At 53.5% G+C, this 22,779-nt stretch carries 22 protein-coding genes; 10 read left to right on the forward strand and 12 right to left on the reverse strand.

Going from position 1 to position 22,779, the window contains the following annotated elements; genetic code table 11:
* The first annotated feature begins 55 nt into the window (after nt 1-55).
* The 8 genes from acpP to ptsG all read left to right on the forward strand — a co-directional run bounded on the left by acpP (nt 56) and on the right by ptsG (nt 7,756).
* Nucleotides 56-292, forward strand: coding sequence for an acyl carrier protein (gene acpP / locus G4551_RS09230; protein WP_000103754.1), 237 nt, complete (start codon nt 56-58; stop codon nt 290-292).
* Nucleotides 293-377: 85 nt separating this feature from the next.
* Nucleotides 378-1,619: a beta-ketoacyl-ACP synthase II gene (gene fabF, locus G4551_RS09235; protein ID WP_003036260.1), complete on the forward strand. Its 1,242-nt coding sequence runs from the start codon at nt 378-380 to the stop codon at nt 1,617-1,619.
* A gap of 135 nt (nt 1,620-1,754) precedes the next feature.
* A complete protein-coding gene (gene pabC / locus G4551_RS09240) occupies nt 1,755-2,564 on the forward strand; it encodes an aminodeoxychorismate lyase (RefSeq protein ID WP_003036263.1) in 810 nt (269 codons plus the stop codon).
* A gap of 2 nt (nt 2,565-2,566) precedes the next feature.
* Entirely contained in the window at nt 2,567-3,589 is a 1,023-nt protein-coding gene (gene yceG, locus G4551_RS09245; RefSeq protein ID WP_003836729.1) for a cell division protein YceG, read from the forward strand.
* The gene (gene tmk, locus G4551_RS09250; protein ID WP_003036268.1) at nt 3,579-4,220 is read left to right on the forward strand and encodes a dTMP kinase; all 642 of its coding nucleotides are present in this window, start codon (nt 3,579-3,581) and stop codon (nt 4,218-4,220) included. Before yceG ends, tmk begins: the two co-directional genes overlap by 11 nt.
* A complete protein-coding gene (holB, locus tag G4551_RS09255) occupies nt 4,217-5,221 on the forward strand; it encodes a DNA polymerase III subunit delta' (RefSeq protein WP_003836727.1) in 1,005 nt (334 codons plus the stop codon). The genes tmk and holB overlap by 4 nt, the downstream gene beginning before the upstream one ends.
* Before the next feature lie 10 nt (nt 5,222-5,231).
* Nucleotides 5,232-6,029, forward strand: coding sequence for a metal-dependent hydrolase (locus tag G4551_RS09260; RefSeq protein WP_003036276.1), 798 nt, complete (start codon nt 5,232-5,234; stop codon nt 6,027-6,029).
* A gap of 293 nt (nt 6,030-6,322) precedes the next feature.
* Nucleotides 6,323-7,756 carry a PTS glucose transporter subunit IIBC gene (gene ptsG, locus G4551_RS09265; protein WP_003836725.1) on the forward strand — a complete coding sequence of 478 codons (1,434 nt, stop codon included), beginning with the start codon at nt 6,323-6,325 and terminating at the stop codon, nt 7,754-7,756.
* Between the two features lie 55 nt (nt 7,757-7,811).
* Here the strand turns inward: ptsG and G4551_RS09270 are convergent, their stop codons facing one another.
* The 4 genes from G4551_RS09270 to G4551_RS09285 form a co-directional block, all read right to left on the reverse strand.
* Complete coding sequence (locus G4551_RS09270) at nt 7,812-9,590, reverse strand: aminopeptidase P family protein (RefSeq protein WP_003836723.1); 1,779 nt, start codon at nt 9,588-9,590, stop codon at nt 7,812-7,814.
* 16 nt (nt 9,591-9,606) lie between these two features.
* The gene (locus tag G4551_RS09275; RefSeq protein ID WP_003836722.1) at nt 9,607-11,061 is read right to left on the reverse strand and encodes an AMP nucleosidase; all 1,455 of its coding nucleotides are present in this window, start codon (nt 11,059-11,061) and stop codon (nt 9,607-9,609) included.
* Nucleotides 11,062-11,179: 118 nt separating this feature from the next.
* Nucleotides 11,180-12,496, reverse strand: coding sequence for a shikimate transporter (gene shiA, locus G4551_RS09280; RefSeq protein WP_003836720.1), 1,317 nt, complete (start codon nt 12,494-12,496; stop codon nt 11,180-11,182).
* A gap of 244 nt (nt 12,497-12,740) precedes the next feature.
* Entirely contained in the window at nt 12,741-12,944 is a 204-nt protein-coding gene (locus G4551_RS09285) for a hypothetical protein (RefSeq protein WP_003836718.1), read from the reverse strand.
* A 97-nt stretch (nt 12,945-13,041) separates the two neighbouring features.
* Here G4551_RS09285 and G4551_RS09290 point away from each other — a divergent pair, with 97 nt between their 5' ends.
* Nucleotides 13,042-13,263, forward strand: coding sequence for a hypothetical protein (locus tag G4551_RS09290; protein WP_003036289.1), 222 nt, complete (start codon nt 13,042-13,044; stop codon nt 13,261-13,263).
* Nucleotides 13,264-13,413: 150 nt separating this feature from the next.
* Here the strand turns inward: G4551_RS09290 and G4551_RS09295 are convergent, their stop codons facing one another.
* Complete coding sequence (locus G4551_RS09295; protein WP_003836714.1) at nt 13,414-14,205, reverse strand: DUF4393 domain-containing protein; 792 nt, start codon at nt 14,203-14,205, stop codon at nt 13,414-13,416.
* A gap of 429 nt (nt 14,206-14,634) precedes the next feature.
* On the opposite strand from G4551_RS09295, the gene G4551_RS23980 reads away from it, so the two are divergent.
* A complete protein-coding gene (locus G4551_RS23980) occupies nt 14,635-14,769 on the forward strand; it encodes an AraC family transcriptional regulator N-terminal domain-containing protein (RefSeq protein WP_226791653.1) in 135 nt (44 codons plus the stop codon).
* An 89-nt stretch (nt 14,770-14,858) separates the two neighbouring features.
* Here the strand turns inward: G4551_RS23980 and fecE are convergent, their stop codons facing one another.
* From fecE to fecI, 7 genes are all read right to left on the reverse strand, one after another.
* A complete protein-coding gene (gene fecE / locus G4551_RS09305; protein WP_003836711.1) occupies nt 14,859-15,626 on the reverse strand; it encodes a Fe(3+) dicitrate ABC transporter ATP-binding protein FecE in 768 nt (255 codons plus the stop codon).
* Nucleotides 15,627-16,583 (reverse strand): Fe(3+) dicitrate ABC transporter permease subunit FecD, encoded by a 957-nt coding sequence (gene fecD / locus G4551_RS09310; RefSeq protein WP_003836709.1) that lies wholly within the window; start codon nt 16,581-16,583, stop codon nt 15,627-15,629. It abuts the gene before it with no gap.
* A complete protein-coding gene (gene fecC, locus G4551_RS09315; RefSeq protein ID WP_003836708.1) occupies nt 16,580-17,578 on the reverse strand; it encodes an iron-dicitrate ABC transporter permease FecC in 999 nt (332 codons plus the stop codon). The genes fecD and fecC overlap by 4 nt, the downstream gene beginning before the upstream one ends.
* Nucleotides 17,575-18,477, reverse strand: coding sequence for a Fe(3+) dicitrate ABC transporter substrate-binding protein FecB (locus tag G4551_RS09320; protein ID WP_003836706.1), 903 nt, complete (start codon nt 18,475-18,477; stop codon nt 17,575-17,577). The genes fecC and G4551_RS09320 overlap by 4 nt, the downstream gene beginning before the upstream one ends.
* 58 nt (nt 18,478-18,535) lie before the next feature.
* Nucleotides 18,536-20,860, reverse strand: a complete 2,325-nt coding sequence (fecA, locus tag G4551_RS09325) for a TonB-dependent Fe(3+) dicitrate receptor FecA (RefSeq protein ID WP_003836705.1) — start codon at nt 20,858-20,860, stop codon at nt 18,536-18,538.
* An 86-nt stretch (nt 20,861-20,946) separates the two neighbouring features.
* On the reverse strand, nt 20,947-21,900 hold the full coding sequence (fecR, locus tag G4551_RS09330) for a ferric citrate uptake sigma factor regulator FecR (RefSeq protein WP_003836704.1): 954 nt from the start codon (nt 21,898-21,900) through the stop codon (nt 20,947-20,949).
* Nucleotides 21,897-22,418 carry a ferric citrate uptake sigma factor FecI gene (gene fecI, locus G4551_RS09335; protein ID WP_003836703.1) on the reverse strand — a complete coding sequence of 174 codons (522 nt, stop codon included), beginning with the start codon at nt 22,416-22,418 and terminating at the stop codon, nt 21,897-21,899. The genes fecR and fecI overlap by 4 nt, the downstream gene beginning before the upstream one ends.
* Nucleotides 22,419-22,779: the final 361 nt, after the last annotated feature.

Here is a 22,779-nt window from a genome sequence, read left to right on the forward strand (position 1 = left end):
TTTATACACTACGAAAACCATCGCGAAAGCGAGTTTTGATAGGAAATTTAAGAGTATGAGCACTATCGAAGAACGCGTTAAGAAAATTATCGGCGAACAGCTGGGCGTTAAGCAGGAAGAAGTAACCAACAATGCTTCCTTCGTTGAAGACCTGGGCGCAGATTCTCTTGACACCGTTGAGCTGGTAATGGCTCTGGAAGAAGAGTTTGATACTGAGATTCCGGACGAAGAAGCTGAGAAAATCACTACCGTTCAGGCTGCCATTGATTACATCAACGGCCACCAGGCGTAAGTGAACATCTCCAGGCGGTCATTCGACCGCCTGAGTTTTATCTTTTTATCCCACTTGAATTATTTTCCCTCCCTGGAGGACAACCGTGTCTAAGCGTCGTGTAGTTGTGACCGGACTGGGCATGTTGTCTCCTGTCGGCAATACCGTAGAGTCTACCTGGAAAGCTCTCCTTGCCGGTCAGAGTGGCATCAGCCTGATCGACCATTTCGATACTAGCGCCTATGCAACGAAATTTGCTGGCTTAGTAAAGGATTTTAACTGTGAAGACATTATCTCGCGCAAAGAACAGCGCAAGATGGATGCTTTCATTCAATATGGAATTGTCGCTGGCGTTCAGGCCATGCAGGATTCTGGCCTCGAAATAACGGAAGAGAACGCCCACCGTATTGGCGCCGCTATCGGCTCTGGTATTGGCGGTCTCGGTCTTATCGAAGAAAACCATACCTCTCTGGTAAATGGTGGACCGCGTAAGATCAGCCCGTTCTTTGTTCCGTCGACGATTGTTAACATGGTGGCAGGTCACCTGACCATCATGTACGGCCTGCAAGGGCCAAGCATCTCCATCGCGACCGCCTGTACTTCAGGCGTGCATAACATCGGTCATGCTGCACGTATCATTGCATACGGCGATGCGGACGCGATGGTTGCGGGTGGTGCAGAAAAAGCCAGTACGCCGCTGGGCGTTGGTGGTTTTGGCGCGGCACGTGCGCTGTCTACGCGTAATGATAACCCGCAAGCGGCAAGCCGTCCGTGGGACAAAGAACGTGATGGCTTTGTGCTGGGCGACGGCGCAGGCATGGTTGTACTGGAAGAGTACGAACATGCGAAAGCGCGCGGTGCAAAAATCTATGCTGAAGTCGTTGGCTTCGGTATGAGCAGTGATGCTTACCACATGACGTCACCACCGGAAAACGGTGCAGGCGCTGCGCTGGCAATGGTCAACGCGCTGCGTGATGCGGCTATCGAAGCGGGTCAGATTGGCTATGTCAACGCGCATGGTACGTCTACGCCTGCAGGCGATAAAGCAGAAACCCAGGCAGTGAAATCTGTCTTTGGTGATGCGGCAAGCCGTGTAATGGTAAGCTCCACCAAATCTATGACCGGACACCTGTTGGGTGCGGCGGGCGCGGTAGAGTCTATTTTCTCTATCCTGGCGCTGCGCGATCAGGCTATTCCGCCAACCATCAACCTGGATAACCCGGATGAAGGTTGTGATCTGGACTTCGTACCTCACGAAGCGCGTCAGGTTAGTGGTCTGGAGTATGCGCTGTGTAACTCCTTTGGCTTCGGTGGTACCAACGGCTCTTTGATCTTTAAAAAGATTTAAGCCCGTTAGGTGATGCGCTAGCATCGATAGCAAATTGAAAAGGTCCGCTTGTCGGGCCTTTTTTTATTCGGTTTTCCGCCCTTGTCCTGTGTTACTCATCCTGCCAAACTAGCGGACCAGAAATAAGGAGCCACCATGTTCTTAATTAATGGCTGCGAGCAGAATATGCTGGCAGCAAGCGATCGAGCGACCCAATTTGGTGATGGCTGTTTTACCACTGCCTGTATTATCGACGGCGAAATCCCTCTCTTTGCAGCGCATCTTGAGCGTTTACAAGACGCTTGCCAAAAACTGCTGATCTCTTTTGAAAATTGGTCCGAGCTGCAAAATGAAATGAAAATGCTGGCGAAAGGGCACGTACGCGGGGTGTTGAAAGTGATTATCAGCCGTGGCAGTGGAGGCCGGGGCTACAGTGGCAAAAATTGTCACAGCGCCACACGCATCCTCTCCGTTTCAGCCTGGCCCGTTCATTACGATCGTTGGCGGCAAGATGGCATTATGCTGGCGCTAAGCCCAGTACGTCTGGGACGTAATCCACTGCTTGCCGGGCTTAAACATCTGAATCGACTGGAGCAGGTGTTGATTCGCTCTCATCTTGAACAGACGGACGCAGATGAAGCACTGGTTCTTGACAGCGAGGGATGGGTTACGGAATGCTGTGCGGCTAATTTGTTCTGGCGTAAAGGTGATGTGGTTTACACGCCCCGCCTGGATCAGGCCGGAGTAAACGGCATTATGCGACAATTCTGTATCCGGATGCTGGCACAATCGCCATTCAGTATTGTCGAAGTGTATGCCGGGTTGGAGGAGGTTATGCAGGCTGATGAAATCGTCGTCTGTAACGCGTTAATGCCCATTATTCCCGTGCGTGCCTGTGGCGACACATTGCTGTCTTCACGTTTGTTATTCGATTTTTTAGCCCCACTTTGTGAGCACCCGAATTAGTCATGAAAAAACTGTTACTCGTTGTCCTGTTATTGCTGGTTGTGGTGGGCATTGCCGCGGGAGTGGGAATGTGGAAAGTTCGCCATCTGGCGGACAGTAAATTATTGATTAAAGAAGAGACGATTTTTACGCTGAAAGCGGGGACGGGCCGCCTGGCCCTTGGCGAACAGCTGTATGCGGACAAGGTTATTAACCGTCCGCGCGTGTTCCAATGGCTGCTGCGTGTGGAACCCGAACTGTCGCATTTTAAGGCCGGAACCTACCGTTTTACACCCGACATGACGGTTCGGGATATGCTGCAACTGCTGGAAAGCGGAAAAGAGGCGCAGTTCCCGTTACGTCTGGTTGAAGGGATGCGCCTAAGCGATTACCTGAAACAGCTGCGCGATGCCCCGTATATCAAACATACGTTAAGCGACGATAGCTATGAGACCGTGGCCCAGGCGCTGAAACTGGAAAACCCGCAATGGGTGGAAGGTTGGTTCTGGCCAGATACCTGGATGTATACCGCCAATACGACTGACGTAGCGTTGCTAAAACGCGCGCATCAGAAAATGGTTAAAGCGGTGGATACTGTCTGGGAAGGGCGCGCTGACGGCCTGCCTTATCAGGACAAAAATCAGCTGGTAACCATGGCTTCTATTATTGAAAAAGAGACTGCGGTTGCCAGCGAGCGTGACCAGGTGGCTTCGGTGTTTATTAACCGTTTACGTATCGGTATGCGTTTACAAACCGATCCGACGGTGATTTACGGTATGGGGTCACGGTATAATGGCAAATTGTCGCGCGTGGATTTAGACACCCCGACCGCTTATAACACCTATACCATTACAGGACTGCCACCTGGCCCGATTGCCATGCCGGGAGAGGCATCGTTGCAGGCCGCGGCACATCCGGCAAAAACGCCGTATCTTTATTTTGTGGCTGACGGTAAAGGTGGCCACACGTTTAACACCAATCTTGCCAGCCACAACCGGTCCGTGCAGGATTACCTGAAAGTGCTTAAGGAAAAAAATGGGCAGTAACTATATCGTCATCGAGGGCCTGGAAGGCGCCGGAAAAACCACCGCGCGTAACGTAGTGGTAGAGACACTTGAGCAACTCGGTATTCGTGACATGGTTTTCACCCGCGAACCTGGCGGCACGCAACTGGCTGAGAAACTAAGAAGCCTGGTGCTGGACATTAAGTCGGTGGGTGACGAGGTTATCACCGACAAAGCCGAAGTTCTGATGTTTTACGCCGCGCGCGTACAACTGGTCGAAACCGTTATTAAACCTGCGCTGGCGAAAGGCGCGTGGGTAATTGGTGATCGTCACGATCTGTCTACCCAGGCGTATCAGGGTGGTGGACGTGGTATCGATCAAAACATGCTGGCAACCCTGCGCGATGCAGTGCTCGGCGATTTTCGCCCGGATCTGACTATCTATCTGGATGTGACGCCAGAAGTCGGGTTGAAGCGTGCCCGTGCACGCGGCGAGCTGGATCGTATTGAGCAGGAATCTTTCGATTTCTTTAATCGTACCCGCGCGCGCTATCTTGAGCTGGCTGCCAAAGACGCCAGCATTCGCACTATAGACGCTACGCAGCCGCTGGAGGCTGTGATGGCTGATATTCGCAATACCATCACCCAGTGGGTGAAGGAGCAGGGCGCATGAAATGGTACCCATGGTTACGACCGGATTTTGAAAAACTGGTGGCCAGCTACCAGGCGGGTCGTGGTCACCATGCGTTACTGATTCAGGCGTTACCCGGAATGGGCGACGAGGCGCTTATTTACGCCCTCAGCCGCTATTTAATGTGCCAGCAGCCGGAAGGACATAAAAGCTGCGGACAGTGCCGTGGCTGTCAGCTGATGCAGGCGGGGACGCACCCTGACTACTATTCGCTGCTGCCAGAAAAAGGCAAAAGCACGCTGGGGGTTGATGCTGTACGCGAAGTCAGTGAAAAGCTGTACGAGCATTCGCGTCTCGGTGGTGCGAAGGTTGTATGGATCCCTGATGCCGCCCAGTTAACCGATGCTGCCGCCAATGCCCTGTTGAAAACGCTGGAAGAACCCCCGGCACAGACCTGGTTTTTCCTCGCCAGCACAGAGCCAGCTCGTTTGCTGGCGACATTACGCAGCCGTTGTCGGTTACATCATCTTGCGCCACCTCCGGAGTCGTATGCTATCTCTTGGCTTGCTCGTGAAGTGACTGCGTCGTCAGAAGCGCTGCTTAGCGCGTTACGTCTAAGTGCCGGTTCGCCAGGCGCGGCACTCACGCTGTTACAGGCTGAAAGCTGGGCGCACCGTACAGATTTTTGTGCGGCACTGGTAAATACATTAAATGCCGGTGATTGGTATATCTTGCTCGCGGCGTTAAACCACGATCAGGCTGCCGCCCGTTTACACTGGCTGGCAACGTTGTTTACGGATGCGTTGAAACGTCCGTATGGGGTTGCCCATTTAACCAATCCTGATGCCCTGGACCTGATATCTTCCATCGCAGAACGGTTATCCGTTGCCCAGATACAGGCGATACTCGGTGACGTTTGCCATTGCCGTCAGCAGTTGCTGAACGTGACGGGCGTAAACCGCGAGCTGGTATTAACCGATCTTATTCTTCGTATTGAGCATTACCTGCAACCAGGCACCGTACTGCCTGTTCCCCATCTTTGAGAGAGACATTATGTTTTTAGTCGACTCACACTGCCATCTTGATGGCCTGGATTATCAATCTCTGCATAAGGACGTGGACGACGTGCTGGCGAAAGCGGCCGCACGCGATGTGAAATTCTGTCTTGCCGTTGCAACCACCTTGCCAGGATACCGCAGTATGCGTGAACTGGTTGGTGAGCGCGACAATGTGGTTTTTTCCTGCGGCGTGCATCCGTTAAATCAGGATGAAACCTATGATGTTGAGGAGCTGCGTCGTTTTGCCGCCGAAGAGGGGGTTGTGGCGATGGGAGAAACCGGGCTGGACTATTTTTACACGCCGGAAACAAAGGTGCGCCAGCAGGAATCTTTTATCCACCATATTCAGATTGGCCGTGAGTTACAGAAGCCAGTTATCGTGCATACCCGCGATGCGCGAGCCGACACGCTGTCTATTCTGCGCGAAGAAAAAGTGACGGATTGTGGCGGCGTACTACACTGTTTTACAGAGGACAGAGAAACGGCGGGCAAATTACTGGACCTTGGATTCTATATCTCGTTTTCCGGCATCGTCACGTTCCGAAATGCAGAGCAGCTCCGTGATGCTGCCCGCTATGTTCCTCTGGACCGGTTATTGGTCGAGACGGATTCTCCTTACCTTGCGCCTGTACCGCATCGTGGAAAAGAGAACCAGCCCGCCATGACTCGTGACGTTGCAGAGTACATGGCCGTAGTGAAAGGTGTTGCCGTTGAAGAACTGGCGCAGGCAACCACTGATAACTTTGCCCGCCTGTTTCACATCGACGCTTCTCGCCTGCAATCTGTTCGTTAACTGACTTTTTTTAAAGCTCGTAATTAATCACTAATGCGAGTAAAGTTCACCGCCACAAAATGGGCGGTGAATAACCAGCTTGACACATTCAGAAACGTATTTTATCGGAATGTGCGGATTTTGCGGCCATTCACGACTGAACTGTGATAGCCGTCAAACAAAAACAAACTGAATTATTTTACTCTGTGTAATAAATAAAGGGTACTTAGATGCCCTGTACACGGCGAGGTTCTCCCCCCTCGCTAATGCGTGAGAACGTAGAAAAGCACAAATACTCAGGAGCACTCCTAATTATGTTTAAGAATGCATTTGCTAACCTGCAAAAGGTCGGTAAATCGCTGATGCTGCCGGTATCCGTACTCCCAATTGCAGGTATCCTGCTGGGCGTCGGTTCCGCTAACTTCAGCTGGCTGCCAGCCGTTGTATCGCACGTAATGGCAGAAGCGGGCGGTTCTGTTTTTGCGAACATGCCGCTGATTTTTGCTATCGGTGTTGCGTTAGGCTTCACTAATAATGACGGTGTATCTGCACTGGCATCCGTTGTTGCTTACGGCATCATGGTTAAGACCATGGCTGTAGTTGCGCCGCTGGTTCTGCATTTACCTGCTGAAGAGATCGCAGCTAAACACCTTGCTGATACGGGTGTTCTCGGGGGGATTATCTCCGGTGCGATTGCAGCGTATATGTTCAACCGCTTCTACCGTATTAAATTGCCTGAGTATCTTGGCTTCTTTGCGGGTAAGCGCTTCGTTCCTATCATTTCTGGTCTGGCTGCTATCTTCACAGGTGTGGTTCTGTCCTTCATTTGGCCGCCAATCGGTACTGCTATTCAGACGTTCTCCCAGTGGGCTGCATACCAGAACCCGGTCGTGGCGTTCGGTATCTATGGCTTCATTGAACGCTGCCTGGTGCCGTTTGGTCTGCACCATATCTGGAACGTTCCATTCCAGATGCAGATCGGTGAATACACCAACGCTGCAGGTCAGGTGTTCCACGGCGACATCCCTCGCTATATGGCGGGTGACCCGACTGCGGGCAAACTGTCCGGTGGCTTCCTGTTCAAAATGTACGGTCTGCCGGCTGCTGCTATCGCTATCTGGCACTCTGCTAAACCAGAAAACCGCGCGAAAGTGGGCGGTATCATGATCTCCGCTGCGCTGACCTCGTTCCTGACCGGTATTACCGAGCCGATCGAGTTCTCCTTCATGTTCGTGGCGCCGATCCTGTACATCATCCACGCGATTCTGGCTGGTCTGGCATTCCCGATCTGTATCCTGCTGGGTATGCGTGACGGTACGTCGTTCTCCCACGGTCTGATCGACTTTATCGTTCTGTCCGGTAACAGCAGCAAGCTGTGGCTGTTCCCGATTGTTGGTATCGGTTATGCGATCGTTTACTACACCATCTTCCGTGTGCTGATTAAAGCGCTGGACCTGAAAACTCCGGGTCGTGAAGATGCTACTGAAGACAGCAAAGCAGGTGCGACCGGTGAAATGGCTCCGGCTCTGGTTGCTGCATTCGGCGGTAAAGAAAACATCACTAACCTCGATGCGTGCATCACTCGTCTGCGTGTCAGCGTGGCTGACGTTGCTAAAGTGGATCAGGCTGGCCTGAAGAAACTGGGTGCGGCAGGCGTTGTGGTAGCTGGTTCCGGTGTTCAGGCTATCTTCGGGACTAAGTCCGATAACCTGAAAACTGAAATGGATGAGTACATCCGTAACAGCTAAGCAGTAAGAAGTTGGGGAGAACTAAGGCAGCCTGCGGGCTGCCTTTTTTATTGCATTAATTAGCCTGAACGCGAATTGGTGCGGTGGCAGCGAACAGCCAGGGACGTGCCTCTGCGTTCACGCGCGGGGATAACGTCTCTCTGACCTGCTGGTGGTAATCATCAATCCACTGCTTTTCAGCTTCACTCAGCAGATGAAGTTCAACCAGATTCAAATCAATCGGTACCAGCGTCAGCGTTGAGAAACGGCAGAAGCCTGGACGACTGTTGATAATCTCCACCTGGTTTTCAATGCGGATCCCATATTGTCCGGCCAGATAATAACCCGGTTCGATGGTGATGATATTGCCTGCGACCAGTGGCCAGGGGTTTACTTTCTTGGCAATGCGATGGGGTTGTTCATGGATAAGCAACTGGTGGCCTACGCCGTGTCCTGTTCCATGATCAAAATCCAGTCCCAGCTCCCACAGTGCCCGACGGCTAAAGGCATCCAGTTGATGGCCCTGAGTGCCGCTGGGAAATTGCAATGATATAAGCGACAAAAAGCCTTTCAGCACGGCGGTGTAATGCAGACGACGTTGCGGATCCTGTGGACCAAACGCGAAGGTACGTGTCGTATCCGTCGTACCATTGTGGTACTGGCCGCCGGAATCATTCAGATACATGGCCTGCGAGGTAATTGGCGTATTGGTTTTTTCACTGGAGTGGTAATGACACATCGCCGCATTGCTGGCAGAGGCCGATATCGTGCTGAAGCTTTGCTCAATAAATCCCGGCTGCTGCTGGCGAAATTCCAGTTGCTTCGCCTGGGCTTCCAGTTCGGTGACCGGATTGCCAGCCGCTTCGCGCAAAGGGACTTCATGGGCCAGCCAGGCAAGGAAGTTTACCCAGGCTGCGCCATCTTGTTCATGGCATTCCCGATAGCCCGCCAGTTCAACGTCATTTTTGTGGGCTTTCATCAAGGTGATGGGATCAGGGGCCCATAAGACGTTGCCACCGTGTTCTTCAATGGCAAAACGCAACGCAACCGGGGCGTAGTCTTTATCGACCAGAAAGCGTTTCCCACTGGCCAGTTGCTGGCAACGTACCAGGAAACTCTCTTGCGGGGCCAGTGTGAGCGTGTTTAGCAGTGATACGGGGAGTTGCTGCGTTTTGTTGCTATCCACAAACCATTCCAGCTCACCGCTGCGATGGAGCAGGGCAAACGAAAACGGTACTGGCACCATAGCCAGATCTGAACCGCGTACATTCAACAGCCAGGCAATGTTATCCGGCAGGGTAATTGCCAGTACGTCAGTCTCATGTTGAGCGAGTTGTTCCACGACGCGGGCACGCTTTTGCGTGCTGCTTTCCCCGCTGATTTCAATGGGCATTTCACGAATGATGCCGCAGGGGGCTGCCGGTCGGTCAAGCCACACCAGGTCAAAAGGATCTTGCTCAAGAGGTACCAGCTCGCAATGAGTTGCCGACAAGGCTTCAAACTGGCTGTTGACCATCAGCAGTGGTTCAAAGCCGATACGTGCACCCGCTGCAACGTGAGACTGCAAATAGTCGGCCAGCGGTTCATCGTGTAAATGATGAATTTCAAAATCATCCAGCGAGACTTCATTGCGTACCTGGACCTGATAGCGTCCATCGACAAACATTAACGCGCGATCCCGAAGGACCAACGCGAGGCCGGCAGAACCGCTAAATCCGGTCAGCCAGGCCAGTTTATTGTCATGCGGCGTACAATCTTCGCTTTGATGAGCGTCGGCGCGCGGAACAATCATGCCATCCAGCCCCTGCGCTATCAGCAGGTTGCGCAGGGCGGAAAGAGGAGTTGAGATGTGCATAGTTAACCTTCAGGTCTTAACGGAACGGCGGTTCGTTGAATGTACGTAATTTACGGGAGTGCAGTCGGTCGCCTTCAGCACGCAGACGATCGATAGCCCGGATACCTATTTGCAGATGCTCAGAAATAGCACCTTCATAAAAACGGTTGGCCTGACCAGGCAGTTTGATCTCACCGTGCAGCGGCTTGTCGGAAACGCACAGCAGCGTGCCGTACGGAACGCGGAAACGGTATCCCTGAGCGGCGATGGTGGCGCTTTCCATATCGATAGCCACCGCGCGACTGAGGTTGAAACGCAGCGCAGAAGCGGAATAGCGTAGCTCCCAGTTACGATCGTCGGTGGTGACGACAGTACCGGTACGCAAGCGCTGTTTAACTTCTTCACCGGGCATACCGCTGACTTCTTTGGTGGCGTCATACAGGGCGCGTTGTACTTCCGCAATGCTCGGAATCGGAATATCCGGCGGTAGTACGGCATCCAACACGTGGTCGTCACGCAGATAAGCATGGGCCAGAACATAGTCGCCAATCGCCTGACTTTCACGCAGACCACCGCAGTGACCAATCATCAGCCAGACGTCAGGACGCAGTACGGCCAGATGATCGCAAATGGTTTTGGCGTTAGACGGGCCAACGCCGATATTGACCAGCGTGATCCCCTGACCGTCAGCCGTGATTAAATGCCAGGCGGGCATCTGGTGTTTCTTCCAGGCGAGATCGGAGATGGCTTCTTCTGGCGCTTCGGTTTCGGCGGTGATCCAGATCCCGCCCGCACAAGAAAGCGCGATATATGGGCTGTCCGGGTCGAGGATCTGGCTGCAACCCCAACGCACAAACTCATCGACGTAGCGGGTGTAGTTAGTGAACAGCACAAAAGGTTGAAAATGTTCAACCGGCGTTCCCGTGTAATGACGTAGTCGCGCCAGCGAAAAATCCACGCGTCGGGCATCGAAGTGAGACAGCGGAGAAAATTCCGCCGGATGAAAAATCCCGTCTGCCGTTTCGTCACCAATCTGCGACAATTCAGTGGTGGGGAAATGGCGCGTTAATCCGGCGCTCATCGAGCGATCCAGCGTCAGTTCTGAACCGTCAATCACATAGGGATAGGGGATTTCATGCTGCGACGGCTCGACGGAGATATGCGCATCATAATCCTGATACAGCAGCGTGAGCTGTTCTTCAAGATACGGACGAAAAAGCGACGGACGGGTAATCGTAGTGGTGTAGCTGCCCGCATGGGTAAAACGACCATAGGCTCGGGTTTTCGGGGGATTGGTGGCGATGCCATCCCAGGTGACACACAGTGATGGGTAAACAAAAAGACCGTTATGGCGGGCGATTACATCAGGGAGCGTCCCTGTTTCAATATACTTACCAATGGCGCTACGCAGTGCTTTAACCGACTGCTCGTACAGCGCGTCCAGTTTATCCAGTGCCTGAGTTGGGGTCAGGCTGGAGCCCTTATTGTTCATGTCTGTCTCCTTGTTCCACAGATGTACTGCTCTCCCGATAGTATGTCACAGGAATGTGAAACAAAAGTCAGACGTTGAGGAAGATTGTGCGAAGACCGGACGGCCTCCGCACCCGGGCTTAACCGTGCTGCTTATCCCGCATCAGCAATGCTGTAGTCGCGGAAATAAGACAACCCGCCATCAGATAAATGGCTACACTGTGCCAGTCTCCGCCGGAGAATGTTACCAGTGCAGCAGCAATGAAGGGGGTAAAACCGCCGCCAACTACGCTTGCTACCTGATAACCAACGCCTGCGCCGCTGTAGCGATAGCTTGCGCCAAACAAACCGGTAAACATAGGCTGCTGTACGCAGACCACCATATCGTGTGCAATGTTGGCCAACATAATCGCGAAGAACACGATCCAGAAAATGGATTGCGCTTCTAACGCCATAAAGAACGGGAATGTGCTAAGCGTCCCGACCAGTGCGCCAGTAATGTAAACGCGCCGGCGACCAAAGCGGTCGGCGAGCCAGGCAAAGCAGGGGATGGTCAGACAGCTCAGTCCACCAACTAACAACCCGATATTCAGAAACAGTTCGCGAGGTAAGCCCAGATTCTGCGTGGAGTAATTAAGGGCAAACGCGGTGACGATATACATCGTCAGCAGTTCACACAGGCGCAGAGCGATAATTTTCAAAAACGCCCCTGGATGACGGATTAATGCCTCGACTACCGGTAGTCTCTTTTTCTCTGGTTGCGGTACCTGCTGCTGCTGTTCGAATTCGGCCGATTCATCCATTCGGTTACGCATCCACAACGCGCCCAATACCAGCACGATGCTGAACAGGAATGGAATACGCCAGCCCCAACTCAGGAACTGCTCATCGGTGGTTTGCGAGCTAATCAGCGAGACCAGACCGGTAGAAAGTAACAGTCCGACGCCGTAACCAACCTGAACGCCGCTGCTGTAGAAGGCTTTTTTATTTTTCGGCGCGCTTTCGACCGAGAGCAACGCTGCGCCGCCCCATTCACCGCCAACGGCGAATCCCTGAATAGCACGCAGCGTCACCAGCAGAACGGGAGCCCACCAGCCAATGGTGTCAAAAGAGGGAATAATCCCGATCAGCGCAGTGGCAATACCCATCATCCAGACGGTAAGCATCAGCATACGTTTACGGCCCAGACGATCGCCGAAGTGGCCGAAGATCACCCCGCCTAACGGACGGAACAAAAATCCGACGCCAAAGGTAGCAAATGCGGCAAGTGTCCCCATCGCTGGGCTGACTTGCGGGAAGAACTCGCGGTTAAAGACCAGTGCGGCAGTAATGCCATAAAGCAGAAAATCATACCAGTCGACCACGGCACCCGCGAAGCTGCCAAGCGCAGCGCGTCGGGCGCGGTTAAGCGAAGAGGCGTCCTGTTGGGGACCCGTGGAGGTGAGGGTGGAATCCATAGTTATCCTGTCTGTACTGTTTTTTAGTTATTAGTATTTGAGTTGGGTTACACACATTGCAGTCGCAATATTAACGACCGTTATGAGATTACCGCGACAGACGGGAAGTGAAAACGATTATCTCCCTCATCTGATGGCAACATGAAAAATAAGATGAATGAAAAATCTGAATCTGGTGGAATCGTGGCCTGTCAGGAGTGTTCTGATTTCAGGCGGAGCATTAGGAGTACTGTATTTGGGGAAGCTATAAACCCACTTTCATAATGGCATACGGAGATTCAGTGAAACCACATCGCTCATAAGCACGAATCGCACGCCCGTTATCTCCGTAGACATATAAGCGAAGCTCCAGTGCCTTTTGTTCAAAGTGTGCGCGGTAGATGCGGTAGCCCAGCGCATTGAGCAATATCGCGTCGGCCGGTGTGGCGTCACGGATTTGCAATGTCATGAATGATTCCCGTCCTGGTAATAAATTGACGATTACTGAATTATATCAAAACTGTCAGTGATACAGTGGGATGCGAATATATCAGAGGCTTGTCAGTATGAAGATTGTTTTTATCCCTGCGTTGATCGTAGTCCTGATTGATAAAGAACAGGACATAGGACGGGAATTGACCCGCGATGAGGTTGAGTCCATTCGCGATGGCGCTACAGCCATCCGCCTGCCGGCCGAAGCAGCCGAGGATATAATCAGAGAGCGTGGCTACCGCGATATTGATCCTGAGAATGTCTGGCGCGAGTGGCAGGCGTATAAAGCTGACTGAACGTCGATGGGAACACACTGCTTTAGTGGCACATGAAAATTGTGCACTTACACGGATGCGTTTACTCAACACCTGGTGTGGAGCTGAGGGGCAACTTTGAGCGAGGAGCGGACGTTAAGGCCTCAATAACCGGAGCAGCTTATTGACTTTTTAAATGCTATATCTGCCGACACACGAATCGACAAAGCCTCGGCCAAAGCCTGTAAAACTATATTGCCCGCTTTTATAAGAAACTCTATCTAGATGCGAATTGATACTGCATATTTCTTTTACTTTCTCTGATGAGAAAATTCTTTCATGCTCTTCCTTTGGGAAAGAAGTTCCTGATGTTGGAGTTAGCAGGCCCAACCGTTTTAAGTTGGAGAAATACATAACTGAGTTTTCGGGGTTATCGCAACCAGCATCTTCACAAATTAGGTTTACTTCCAGTCTAGTTGATGTGATTGTTAAGTTACTATCCTCCAAATCTTGTTGGACTATATCAATCGTTGGTGCATGACCTTTTCTATGGTTTTCTTTATTAAACATAAACCGAAGGATCTTGGCTTCATCCGGCTGGAGCTGCTTGATTATTTCGATGTACGCCGGATGAGCAAGCTTCGAAGTTTCTTTGTCCAGGCTTGCCGATATAAGATTTGAAAAAAGGCGCTGTATTTCATCTTCATTTATTGCAAATTTTGCCTCATTCAGAGCCTGAAGAGCAACTCTTGGCTGATCGAATGAAATTTGCTTGGGCGGTAATAATGCCAGATTCTCAGCTGTCATCCGCAAGACGCTTGTCACCGCATGAACACTGTCTTCTACCAGGAAAACTCCCGAATTTACCATTCTGGCAATAGAGACTAATCCCTTTGATAATTCTTTAGCAAAAGGGCTCAGAGCATCTTCATAAACCGGAACAGCGAGCTTTTCGACTATCGCTTTCGCGCTCTCATCTACCATCTTGTCTCCATTGTATAATGCCTGATTTCACCTGTATTGGATATGCTGCCTGTGTTTGCTGCAGCTAAAATGGCTGCATATCAAATGTCCCGCGCAACGATTCGTTGAGCACCACACACTATAACCCCAAGAATTTGAGACGTCTTGATCAGACGGAGATTCTGCAGCAATCGATTCTTTCATGTCTGCTCCTGGCACTCAGCGGACGTTGGTATGAAACAACCCGGCGCCCGTTAATATTAAGCGGAAAGATGAATTAACGCGTCTCCCCGTTTCTCCATCCTCTTCGCTTTTTCCTTTATCCTGCCTCTCTTGCTGTGCATACAGCGACGTGTTATCACTCGGTAAATGCAAAAATTACCGAAGTTACGAAAACTTGCATCAGCCACGGGTAATCAGCGTACCGAAACCTGCATTTCACGGGTTGCTATGGTGCTGAGAGTAATCCCTGAACACCGCCTGTCTGCAGTTTATGAACCGATGATTAACATGGTTTTGACTGGTCCTAAACGCATGATGATTGATGACAGAACGCTGCAATATTATTCAGCTCAGAACAGTTGAAATGTTACCTGGGCAGAGTGAAGTCATCACAGCGCGAGTGATATGACGGCGACCTGTTGAGACCATGGTACCATTACAGCCTGTGTCATCTATCTCACTACACACATCGGCCTACCAGATACTGGTTCGGGGTGTATTTCCGTATCCACGTTGAATACGGTTCTCAGCAATCCAGGGTTCATCACCGCTTCTGGAGTGCCTTGCGCCATAATATGCCCGTTCTCCATTACCACCAGATGATCGCAGTACCGACTGGCCTGATTAAGGTCGTGCAGCACTGCGACCACCGTTTTCCCCTGAGCCCGGAGTTCGCCCATCAACCGCATCAGTTCCACCTGGTGATTGATATCGAGATAGGTGGTTGGCTCATCGAGTAGTATGACGGGTGTATTCTGGGCCAGGACCATCGCCAGAAAGGCGCGCTGGCGCTGACCGCCGGAAAGATCGGTTAACCGTCGGTCGGCAAGATGTTGGATCCGGGTCTGGTGCATAGCATCTTGGACCCGCGCATTGTCTTCAACGGAGAGGCGCCCCCAGAGTGACAACCACGGGTTGCGACCGTACGAAACAAGCTCCTGGACGGTGATCCCCTCTGGCGTTAAATGGTGCTGGGGCAGCAGCGCCAGCCTGCGGGCTAGCTGGCGTGATGAGAGCGTGTTGATGGCATTATCGCCGAGAAATACGCCACCGGATTGCGGCGTTAACAGCCGTGAAAAACAGTTTAGCAACGTCGATTTCCCGCAGCCGTTAGGGCCGAGCAGGGCGGTTGTCTTCCCCGCTGGTAGGGCGAGTGAAACGCCATCAAGGACCTTGTTTGTACCGTAACAGACCGTCAGATTTTCAGTTCGTAATGTCATTTATCGCATTCTCACAAGCAGCCAGACAAACCACGGTGCACCGATAATGGCGGTCAGTACGCCAGCCGGAAGCTCCAGCGGGGGATGAGTAATTCGCGCCAGCAGGTCGGCAGCCGCCAGCAGCAACGCACCTGTCAGCGCCGAAACGGGCAGCAGCCAGCGGTGACGCCCACCGGTAATACTGCGCACCATATGCGGCACCACGAGACCAATAAAGCTGATCGGGCCGCAGACGGCCACGCCGGTAGATGTCATGGCGACGGCCAGTAGCAAAGCCAGGAGCCGGATACGCGGCACCGACACCCCGAGCGTGGTGGCGCGCGCATCGCCCAGTGCCAGAAGGTCGAGATCGCGGCAAAAACCCAGGCTCAGCGGCAGAAACAACATCAGTAGCGGGACGGCAATCTTCACAAAGCTCCAGTCACGGCCCCATAAGCTGCCGGTCAGCCACAGCAGGGCGCTGTTCACATCCTGCGGGCGCGAAAGCATCAGCCAGTCCGTCAGGCTGGCCCAGCAGGCAGAAAGCGCAACACCCGTGAGCGCGAGCTTCATCGGCTGGCTGGTATTCACCAGCATTCTCAGCAGGATCAGGCCCACCATGCCACCGGCAAAGGCCAGCAGCGGCAGAGCAATCACCGGCAGTGACGGTACGAGAAGCAGTGCGCCTACAGAGGCAAGGCTGGCGGCATGGTTTACGCCGAGAATATCCGGCGATGCCAGAGGGTTACGCACAATCCCTTGTACCAGAACGCCTGCCACCGCGAGGGCTGCACCAACAAACAGCGCCAGCAGCAGTCGCGGCAGGCGGTACGCCGTTAACACGTAATGATACTCACGCCCGGCCTGCCAGTCGGTCAGTAGGGCGCGCCAGGGAACGGAGATCACCCCCATTTGCAGCGACAGCAGCGAAAATCCTGCCAGTGCGAGGGCGATAAAAATGACTAGCGTAACTTTCATCCACGCCTCCTGACCAGCCAGACAAAGCAGGGCGCACCAATCAGAGCAACCACAGCCCCCGCGGGTAATTCGCCAGGGAAGGCCAGCGCGCGGGCCAGAACATCCGCCACTAGCATCAGCGTGGCGCCCATCAGTATGCTCATCGGCAGGACCTTGCGCTGGTCGAATCCTACCCAGAAGCGAGCCAGATGCGGCATCAACAGACCGATAAAAGCCACCGGGCCAGCCACGCTGACGCAGGCACCGACCAGAAGCAGCACCAGAATGTTGATGATTAAACGCAGCTTCGGCAGATTCACCCCCAGCGTACGGGCGGTGCTGTCGCTGACGTTAAGCAGATTCAGTTGATTGGCCAGCAGCAACACCACCGGTATAGCAACTGCCACCACCGGGAAAAGCTGCCAGAACTCCTGCCAGCGTACGTGGGATACGCCTCCCGCGAGCCAGTAAAAAATGCCGTAGGCGTGATCTTCCGTCAGCAGCAGGGTGATGCGGGTCAGGGCCATGCAAAACGCCGAGAACGCGAGACCCGCGAGGATCAGTTTGTTTCTGTCCTGGGTATGGCGAAATCCGCCGCCTGCGGTCATCACCAGCAGCCAGCTTACGCCGCCGCCACAGGCGGCGATAAAGGCGATGGAGTAACCCGCGACGGGCACGGGGCTGAGCGCGCTGGTCAGTGCCATCGCCAGCGCCGCGCCGCTGTTAATACCGAGCAGCGAAGGAGATGCCATTGAATTATGCGTCAAAGTCTGCAGCAGCGTTCCCGCGAGAGCCAGGCTTGCGCCGATCAGAATGGCGACCAGGCTTCGCGGCAGACGTAGGTTTTGCACCAGCGTTTGTGGAAGCGTCGGCGCGTGGCCCGGCAGCAGGGCGCGAATGGCGTCAACGCCAGAAACAGGAATGGCCGAGTAGCAAAACAGACTCAGCCAGAAAACTGCGATAAGCGCGGCAAGGGGTAGCCCCCATTGCAACGCCGGATGTCTGAGAACTGTCATTTCACATCGGATAAAGGCTGGTGATGGAAGATTTTTACCGTGTCGCTGGCAATACGTTCGGCCGCAAAAATGCCGCGCATCCGCGCCCAGGCGTTACTGTCGACCGACGCCGTCTGCTGTTTTTGCGCAGCCGTTAACATCTGCCACAGCGGGTCCTGCTGCCAGCGTTTGACGATGCTCTCTTCGCGATAATGTGCGACCAGCAGCCATGCAGGATTGAGCGCCAGCAGCTGTTCCAGGCCGATGGACGGCATAGACGCACCAGCCATCGCCGCAGGTACCTTCAGCCCCAGAGAGGTCAGGACGCCCCCGGTCCAGGTCCCCTGCGTATGAAGGTTAAACTGCTGCTCCCGGGACGTACCAAATAACACCAGCGTGCCTTTTGGCAACTGGCTGGCCCACGCTGACATCTGTTGTTGGTGTTGCACCAGACGTGATTGCATCTGTGCCTTTTTTCCCACGACTTCGCCGATGATGGCCGCAGATTGTAGATTTTCAGCGTAGGTTTCATTGCGGGACTTAAGCAGCAGCACCGGTGCAATTTGTTGTAAGGCGCTGAAAATACCCGCATGACGGCTGCTGTCGGCAATGATCAGATCCGGTTTCAGCGCGCTGATGGCTTCTAAACTCGGCTGCGCACGCGTGCCGACAGACTGCCAGGGTTTAAGATGGGCGCGAACTTCGGGAAGAATGCGCGTGGCATCGTTATCGTCGGCAATGCCGACCGGACTAACATCGACGGCAGCCAGCGCGTCCGCGAACGACAGCTCCAGTACCACTATCCGCTGTGGCGTTTTATCAAGCGTAAAGGTGCCATGTTCGTCCTGAACCGTGGCGGCAAAAGCGTGGCTGGTGACCAGCAGCAGAGCGGCGAAAAGTGTGCGGATAAATGTGAACATCGGTGCTCCTGAAAGCCGGGTGGCGCTGCGCTTACCCGGCCAACGAAATCGGTGTGAATTAGAACTTCAACGACCCCTGCATATACAGCGTGCGCGGCTGGCCTGCGTAGATGCCTTTGTTGTTGTCGTCATAAGAGCGGGTGAAGTACGCCTGGTCGAAGATATTCTTCACGCCGAACGCCAGGTTCAGGTCTGCCATTTGCGGACCAAAATCATAAGCTACGCGTGCGCCCCAGAGCATAAAGCCAGGGATGCGACCAGTACTGCCGTCGGCGCTCTCTTTCACGGTGTTGGCGTTATCCGCAAACTGGCTGGACTGGAAATCGCTATTCAGGTTGAACGTCCAGCTACCCGGTTTATAGTCCACGCCCAATGTGCCTTTGTGTTTCGGGGAGAACGGCACCTGGTTGCCGTAGGTGTCGCCTTTCTCGCGGATCTCGGCGTTCACATACGCATAGCTTGCGTAGACCGAAACGTTGTCGAGCGTTGACGTCAGCGTGCCGAGGTCATAGCGGGCCTGGGTTTCCAGCCCGGTATGGCGCGTTTTACCCCGTGCGGTTACGGTGTCGTTGGTCTGGTTGGAGTCGTACTGATTATTAAAGTTAATCAGGAACAGCCCCATTTCCGCGGTCAGCGCGCCATCGTCGTATCGGGTTCCGAGCTCCCAGGTTCGCGCTTTTTCCGGTTCCACATTGCCGCTTTGCACAGCCTTGCCAATTTGGCTGTACTGTACGGTGCCGAATGAGCCTTCAGTGTTTGCATAAAGATTCCAGCTATCAGTCAGGTGATAAAGCACGTTTAGCGCCGGAAGTGGGGCGTTGTAACTCACTTCTTCATGTGTGCCTTTGATGGCGTTGTTCTGGTATGACTCGATATGTTCAAAGCGCATACCCGGTGTGATAGTCCAGTTGCCAATGTCGATTTTGTCATCCAGATACCAGGCGTGCGCTTCGGTGCCGGAACGGGTGTCGCGATCGTATGGGCTAGCGCTGGACGGGAGTTGTCCGCTGCTGGTGGCGGTGTAGTAACGCATTTCATGCGTCGACTCGCTCACATAGCGGTATCCCACGCCCACTTCGTGCGCGGAAGGACCCACCATAAAGCTCTGACTGTAGCGCGGTTCAATGCCGCGTACCCAGTAGTTACGCGGTGAAAGGGTGAGGCGTTTGCCCTGTTCCAGGTAGCCGCTACGCAGGGTTTCGGTGTAGAAGCCCTGAATATTGAATTTATGCTGGCTGTCCGGCTGAAACTGATAGCCGAGGCTTGCCAGCTTGCGGCGCCCCCAGAAGCGATCGTAAGGGCGCGTGGACTGCCAGCGGTCGGCGTTGTAATCCGCGCGCGACAGGCCGCCGGGCATGTCGGCTTCACCGTCGTAGTATTGCAGCAGGCTGTTGAAAGTATGCACGTCGTTCGGCGCATATTTGCTTTTCAGCATCAGGTCGTCGATGCGCGTCGCGCTGTGCTCGCGCCAGTCGCTGCCGCGGGTGCCGGAGTAAAGCAGGGCGGTACCAAAACCGTTATCCGCCGTGCCGCCCACCATCAGATTGTGTGTCTCTTTTGGGTTATTTTGTGAGGACGTTGGGCTGAGCTGGCCTTCCATGCCGGCTTCGATACCGAAGTCTTGCGGAATGGCGCGGGTGACAAAGTTCACCACGCCGCCCACGCTCTGAGGTCCGTAACGTACGGCACCGCCGCCGCGCACCACATCGATGGCGTCCATATTTCCGAGCGAAACAGGTGCCAGGGAAAGCTGCGGCTGGCCGTAAGGGGCAAACGGCACCGGAATACCGTCCATCAGTACCGTTGAACGGCTGGCCAGGCGCGGGTTCAGGCCGCGAATACCAAAGTTCATCGCCAGATCGTGGCTACCGGTACCGTTGTTTTCTGGGGCGGTAACGCCAGGAATGCGGTTCAGCACCTCGCGCATGGTCGTCGCGCCGGTTTTGGCGAAATCTTCACGGCGGATAACGTCACGCGCGCCGGCATGTTCGAATACGTCGTTTTCGCGCGCATCGCCCAGCCAGTCGCCCACCACGGTCAGGGAATCTTCTTGCGGTGTTGGTGCGTGCTCCAGTGTCCAGCTGTTATTACCTAGTGGTTTCACCTGCAGGCCGCTACCGTTCAGCAGCTGCTGCAAACCACTCTCAACATCGTAGTCACCGTGAAGACCGTTACTCTGTTTGCCGCGCGTCAGGCTGGCGTCAACAGACAGGGTAATTCCGCTGCGTGCGGCATATTGGTTTAGCGCTTTATCGAGTGAGCCTGGTGCAATATCAATCTGCGCTGCGAAAGCGGATAACGAGAGCCCAGCCAGCGGCAGCAGGCTCAGGCGAATGGCGTTAACCAAAGGTGTTGTTTTGCGAAAAACGCGTAAAGGCGTCATACCTTCTCCATCATCATTTTTGTTGTGTTCATCTATGAGTCGAATGAGAAGGGGAAAAAGGACAATCGAAATGAGAATTATTTTTCTTACAATGCTGAGATATTTACCCAGTATCGCGTAACCGACTGAATTTTCACTGGAAGAGTCTGGGCAATAATATCCAGAATCACATCGGTATTTTTCAGCGGGAAAGTGCCACTCAGGCGCAGCCCGGCCACCGCCGGATCGCAACGCAGCACGCCGTTGCGATAACGGCTCAGCGTGGCAATCACTTCACCCAGAGGTTTATCGCTAAAGCTCAGAATGCCCTGCGTCCAGGCGGCGCTTTCATCATCCGCTGAGGTAATTGCACTAAATTCAGACGCGCTAAACTGCAGGCTCTCGCCAGCGCTGACGATGCGTTTTTCCTGCGGACGGTTTGCCAGTAAGACTTCAACCGCGTGTTGTTGAACGGTAACGCGTGTTACGTTGTCCTGCTGGTAGACGGTAAATTCTGTGCCTAACGCGGTGAGCTGGCCCTGGCGGGTCACAACGTGGAAAGGTCTCTGCTGCGCGTCTTTTGCGGTAGTAATAGCAATTTCGCCGTACCAGAGATGGACAGCGCGTTGACGCGTATCAAAACGAACGTCCGCGGCGCTTTGCGTGTTGAGCGTCAGCAGCGAGCCATCGTCCAGCCGCTGATGGCTGACAGCCCCTTTGGCGGTGCGGTAGTCTGCGCGCAGACCTTCTCCGGCTTCAGATTGCCAGAGCTGCCAGCCGCCGCCCACGCCGAGCAGCAGCAGTAGCCCTTTCATGACATGACGACGGGTAAGACGCGTATCGTGCAGCGCCCGGCTGGCGATATCGCCCGGAACGCTGCTGAGCTGGCTGCGCAGGTTTTCAACCTGTTGCCAGGCCCACTGATGATCTTTGTCCTCTTCATACCATTGTTGCCAGCGTGCTTCCTGCTGTGGGCTGACACGCTCGCCGCTCAATACAGCATACCAGTGTGATGCCGAGCGCAAAGCCTGACGGCGAGAATCGGTGATAGAAGCGTTCACAGACCGTGCTCCAGACGAAACAGCAGACAATGTTCGATAGCCTTTGCCATATATTTTTTCACTGAACTGACCGAAACACCGAGCTTTAGCGCTATTTCGCTGTAGGTCAGACCATCCAGCTGCGAAAGGAGAAACGCTTCGCGTGTTTTTCCGCTCAGCCCGTCAAGCATGCTGTCGATGAGTTGCAGGGTTTCGAGCTGACTCTCGCGTTCCTCGGGCGAAGGCGCGAGATTTTCCGGCATAAGCGCCAGCATCTCCAGATAGGCTTTTTCCAGCGCGTTTCGGCGAAATAGGTCGACCATCACCCGTTTGGCGAGAGTGCACAGAAAGGAACGCGGATCGCGGATCGTCGAGAGCGACCCGCAGCCCATTACCCGTAGAAAAGTGTCCTGGGCAATGTCATCTGCATCAAAGGCGGACTGGAGTTTGCGCGTCAGCCAGCTTTTCAGCCAGCCGTGATGTGCGCCATAAAGCGACTCGAGCGTAAAGGAAGCAGTGGTAGTGGCGTGGTCAGACATGCGGAATGTATCAAAAGTTAATTATCACGCGATTATGGTAATATGAGAATGGTTATCATTACAATTGGAAATATAATTGTATTACGTTGGACGTATTAACGCATTGTTTTTTATAAAAATATTATGATGTGGATATTGGATGGGAAAAGGAGTCTGCTTTTGGCATGTGATGGTTGGAATGACATCTGACCATGTCTGTTGCGAGCGTGGAGCAAACATTGAGTTTGAGAACATCTTCGATGATGAATAATTTATAAGTGACAAAGTTAATCACAGTGATTCATACATCTAGTCTTTCGGTAATATTTTATATAGAGGAAGGGCATTACACTAACAAGAATGACGCTACAAGCCGGCTTAT

It is taken from the genome of Citrobacter freundii ATCC 8090 = MTCC 1658 = NBRC 12681 (assembly GCF_011064845.1).
In the GTDB taxonomy this organism is placed as follows: domain Bacteria; phylum Pseudomonadota; class Gammaproteobacteria; order Enterobacterales; family Enterobacteriaceae; genus Citrobacter; species Citrobacter freundii.

Bases quoted from the DNA above. Each gene is read 5' to 3' on its own strand.
- fecA (WP_003836705.1), bottom strand. From the start codon at position 20,860: ATGACGCCTTTACGCGTTTTTCGCAAAACAACACCTTTGGTTAACGCC.
- G4551_RS09260 (WP_003036276.1), top strand. From the start codon at position 5,232: ATGTTTTTAGTCGACTCACACTGCCATCTTGATGGCCTGGATTATCAA.
- ptsG (WP_003836725.1), top strand. From the start codon at position 6,323: ATGTTTAAGAATGCATTTGCTAACCTGCAAAAGGTCGGTAAATCGCTG.
- G4551_RS09270 (WP_003836723.1), bottom strand. From the start codon at position 9,590: ATGCACATCTCAACTCCTCTTTCCGCCCTGCGCAACCTGCTGATAGCG.
- yceG (WP_003836729.1), top strand. From the start codon at position 2,567: ATGAAAAAACTGTTACTCGTTGTCCTGTTATTGCTGGTTGTGGTGGGC.
- pabC (WP_003036263.1), top strand. From the start codon at position 1,755: ATGTTCTTAATTAATGGCTGCGAGCAGAATATGCTGGCAGCAAGCGAT.
- G4551_RS23980 (WP_226791653.1), top strand. From the start codon at position 14,635: ATGGTGCTGAGAGTAATCCCTGAACACCGCCTGTCTGCAGTTTATGAA.
- acpP (WP_000103754.1), top strand. From the start codon at position 56: ATGAGCACTATCGAAGAACGCGTTAAGAAAATTATCGGCGAACAGCTG.
- G4551_RS09295 (WP_003836714.1), bottom strand. From the start codon at position 14,205: ATGGTAGATGAGAGCGCGAAAGCGATAGTCGAAAAGCTCGCTGTTCCG.
- G4551_RS09320 (WP_003836706.1), bottom strand. From the start codon at position 18,477: ATGTTCACATTTATCCGCACACTTTTCGCCGCTCTGCTGCTGGTCACC.
- G4551_RS09285 (WP_003836718.1), bottom strand. From the start codon at position 12,944: ATGACATTGCAAATCCGTGACGCCACACCGGCCGACGCGATATTGCTC.
- fecD (WP_003836709.1), bottom strand. From the start codon at position 16,583: ATGAAAGTTACGCTAGTCATTTTTATCGCCCTCGCACTGGCAGGATTT.
- shiA (WP_003836720.1), bottom strand. From the start codon at position 12,496: ATGGATTCCACCCTCACCTCCACGGGTCCCCAACAGGACGCCTCTTCG.
- holB (WP_003836727.1), top strand. From the start codon at position 4,217: ATGAAATGGTACCCATGGTTACGACCGGATTTTGAAAAACTGGTGGCC.
- fecI (WP_003836703.1), bottom strand. From the start codon at position 22,418: ATGTCTGACCACGCCACTACCACTGCTTCCTTTACGCTCGAGTCGCTT.
- tmk (WP_003036268.1), top strand. From the start codon at position 3,579: ATGGGCAGTAACTATATCGTCATCGAGGGCCTGGAAGGCGCCGGAAAA.
- G4551_RS09275 (WP_003836722.1), bottom strand. From the start codon at position 11,061: ATGAACAATAAGGGCTCCAGCCTGACCCCAACTCAGGCACTGGATAAA.
- fecC (WP_003836708.1), bottom strand. From the start codon at position 17,578: ATGACAGTTCTCAGACATCCGGCGTTGCAATGGGGGCTACCCCTTGCC.
- fecE (WP_003836711.1), bottom strand. From the start codon at position 15,626: ATGACATTACGAACTGAAAATCTGACGGTCTGTTACGGTACAAACAAG.
- G4551_RS09290 (WP_003036289.1), top strand. From the start codon at position 13,042: ATGAAGATTGTTTTTATCCCTGCGTTGATCGTAGTCCTGATTGATAAA.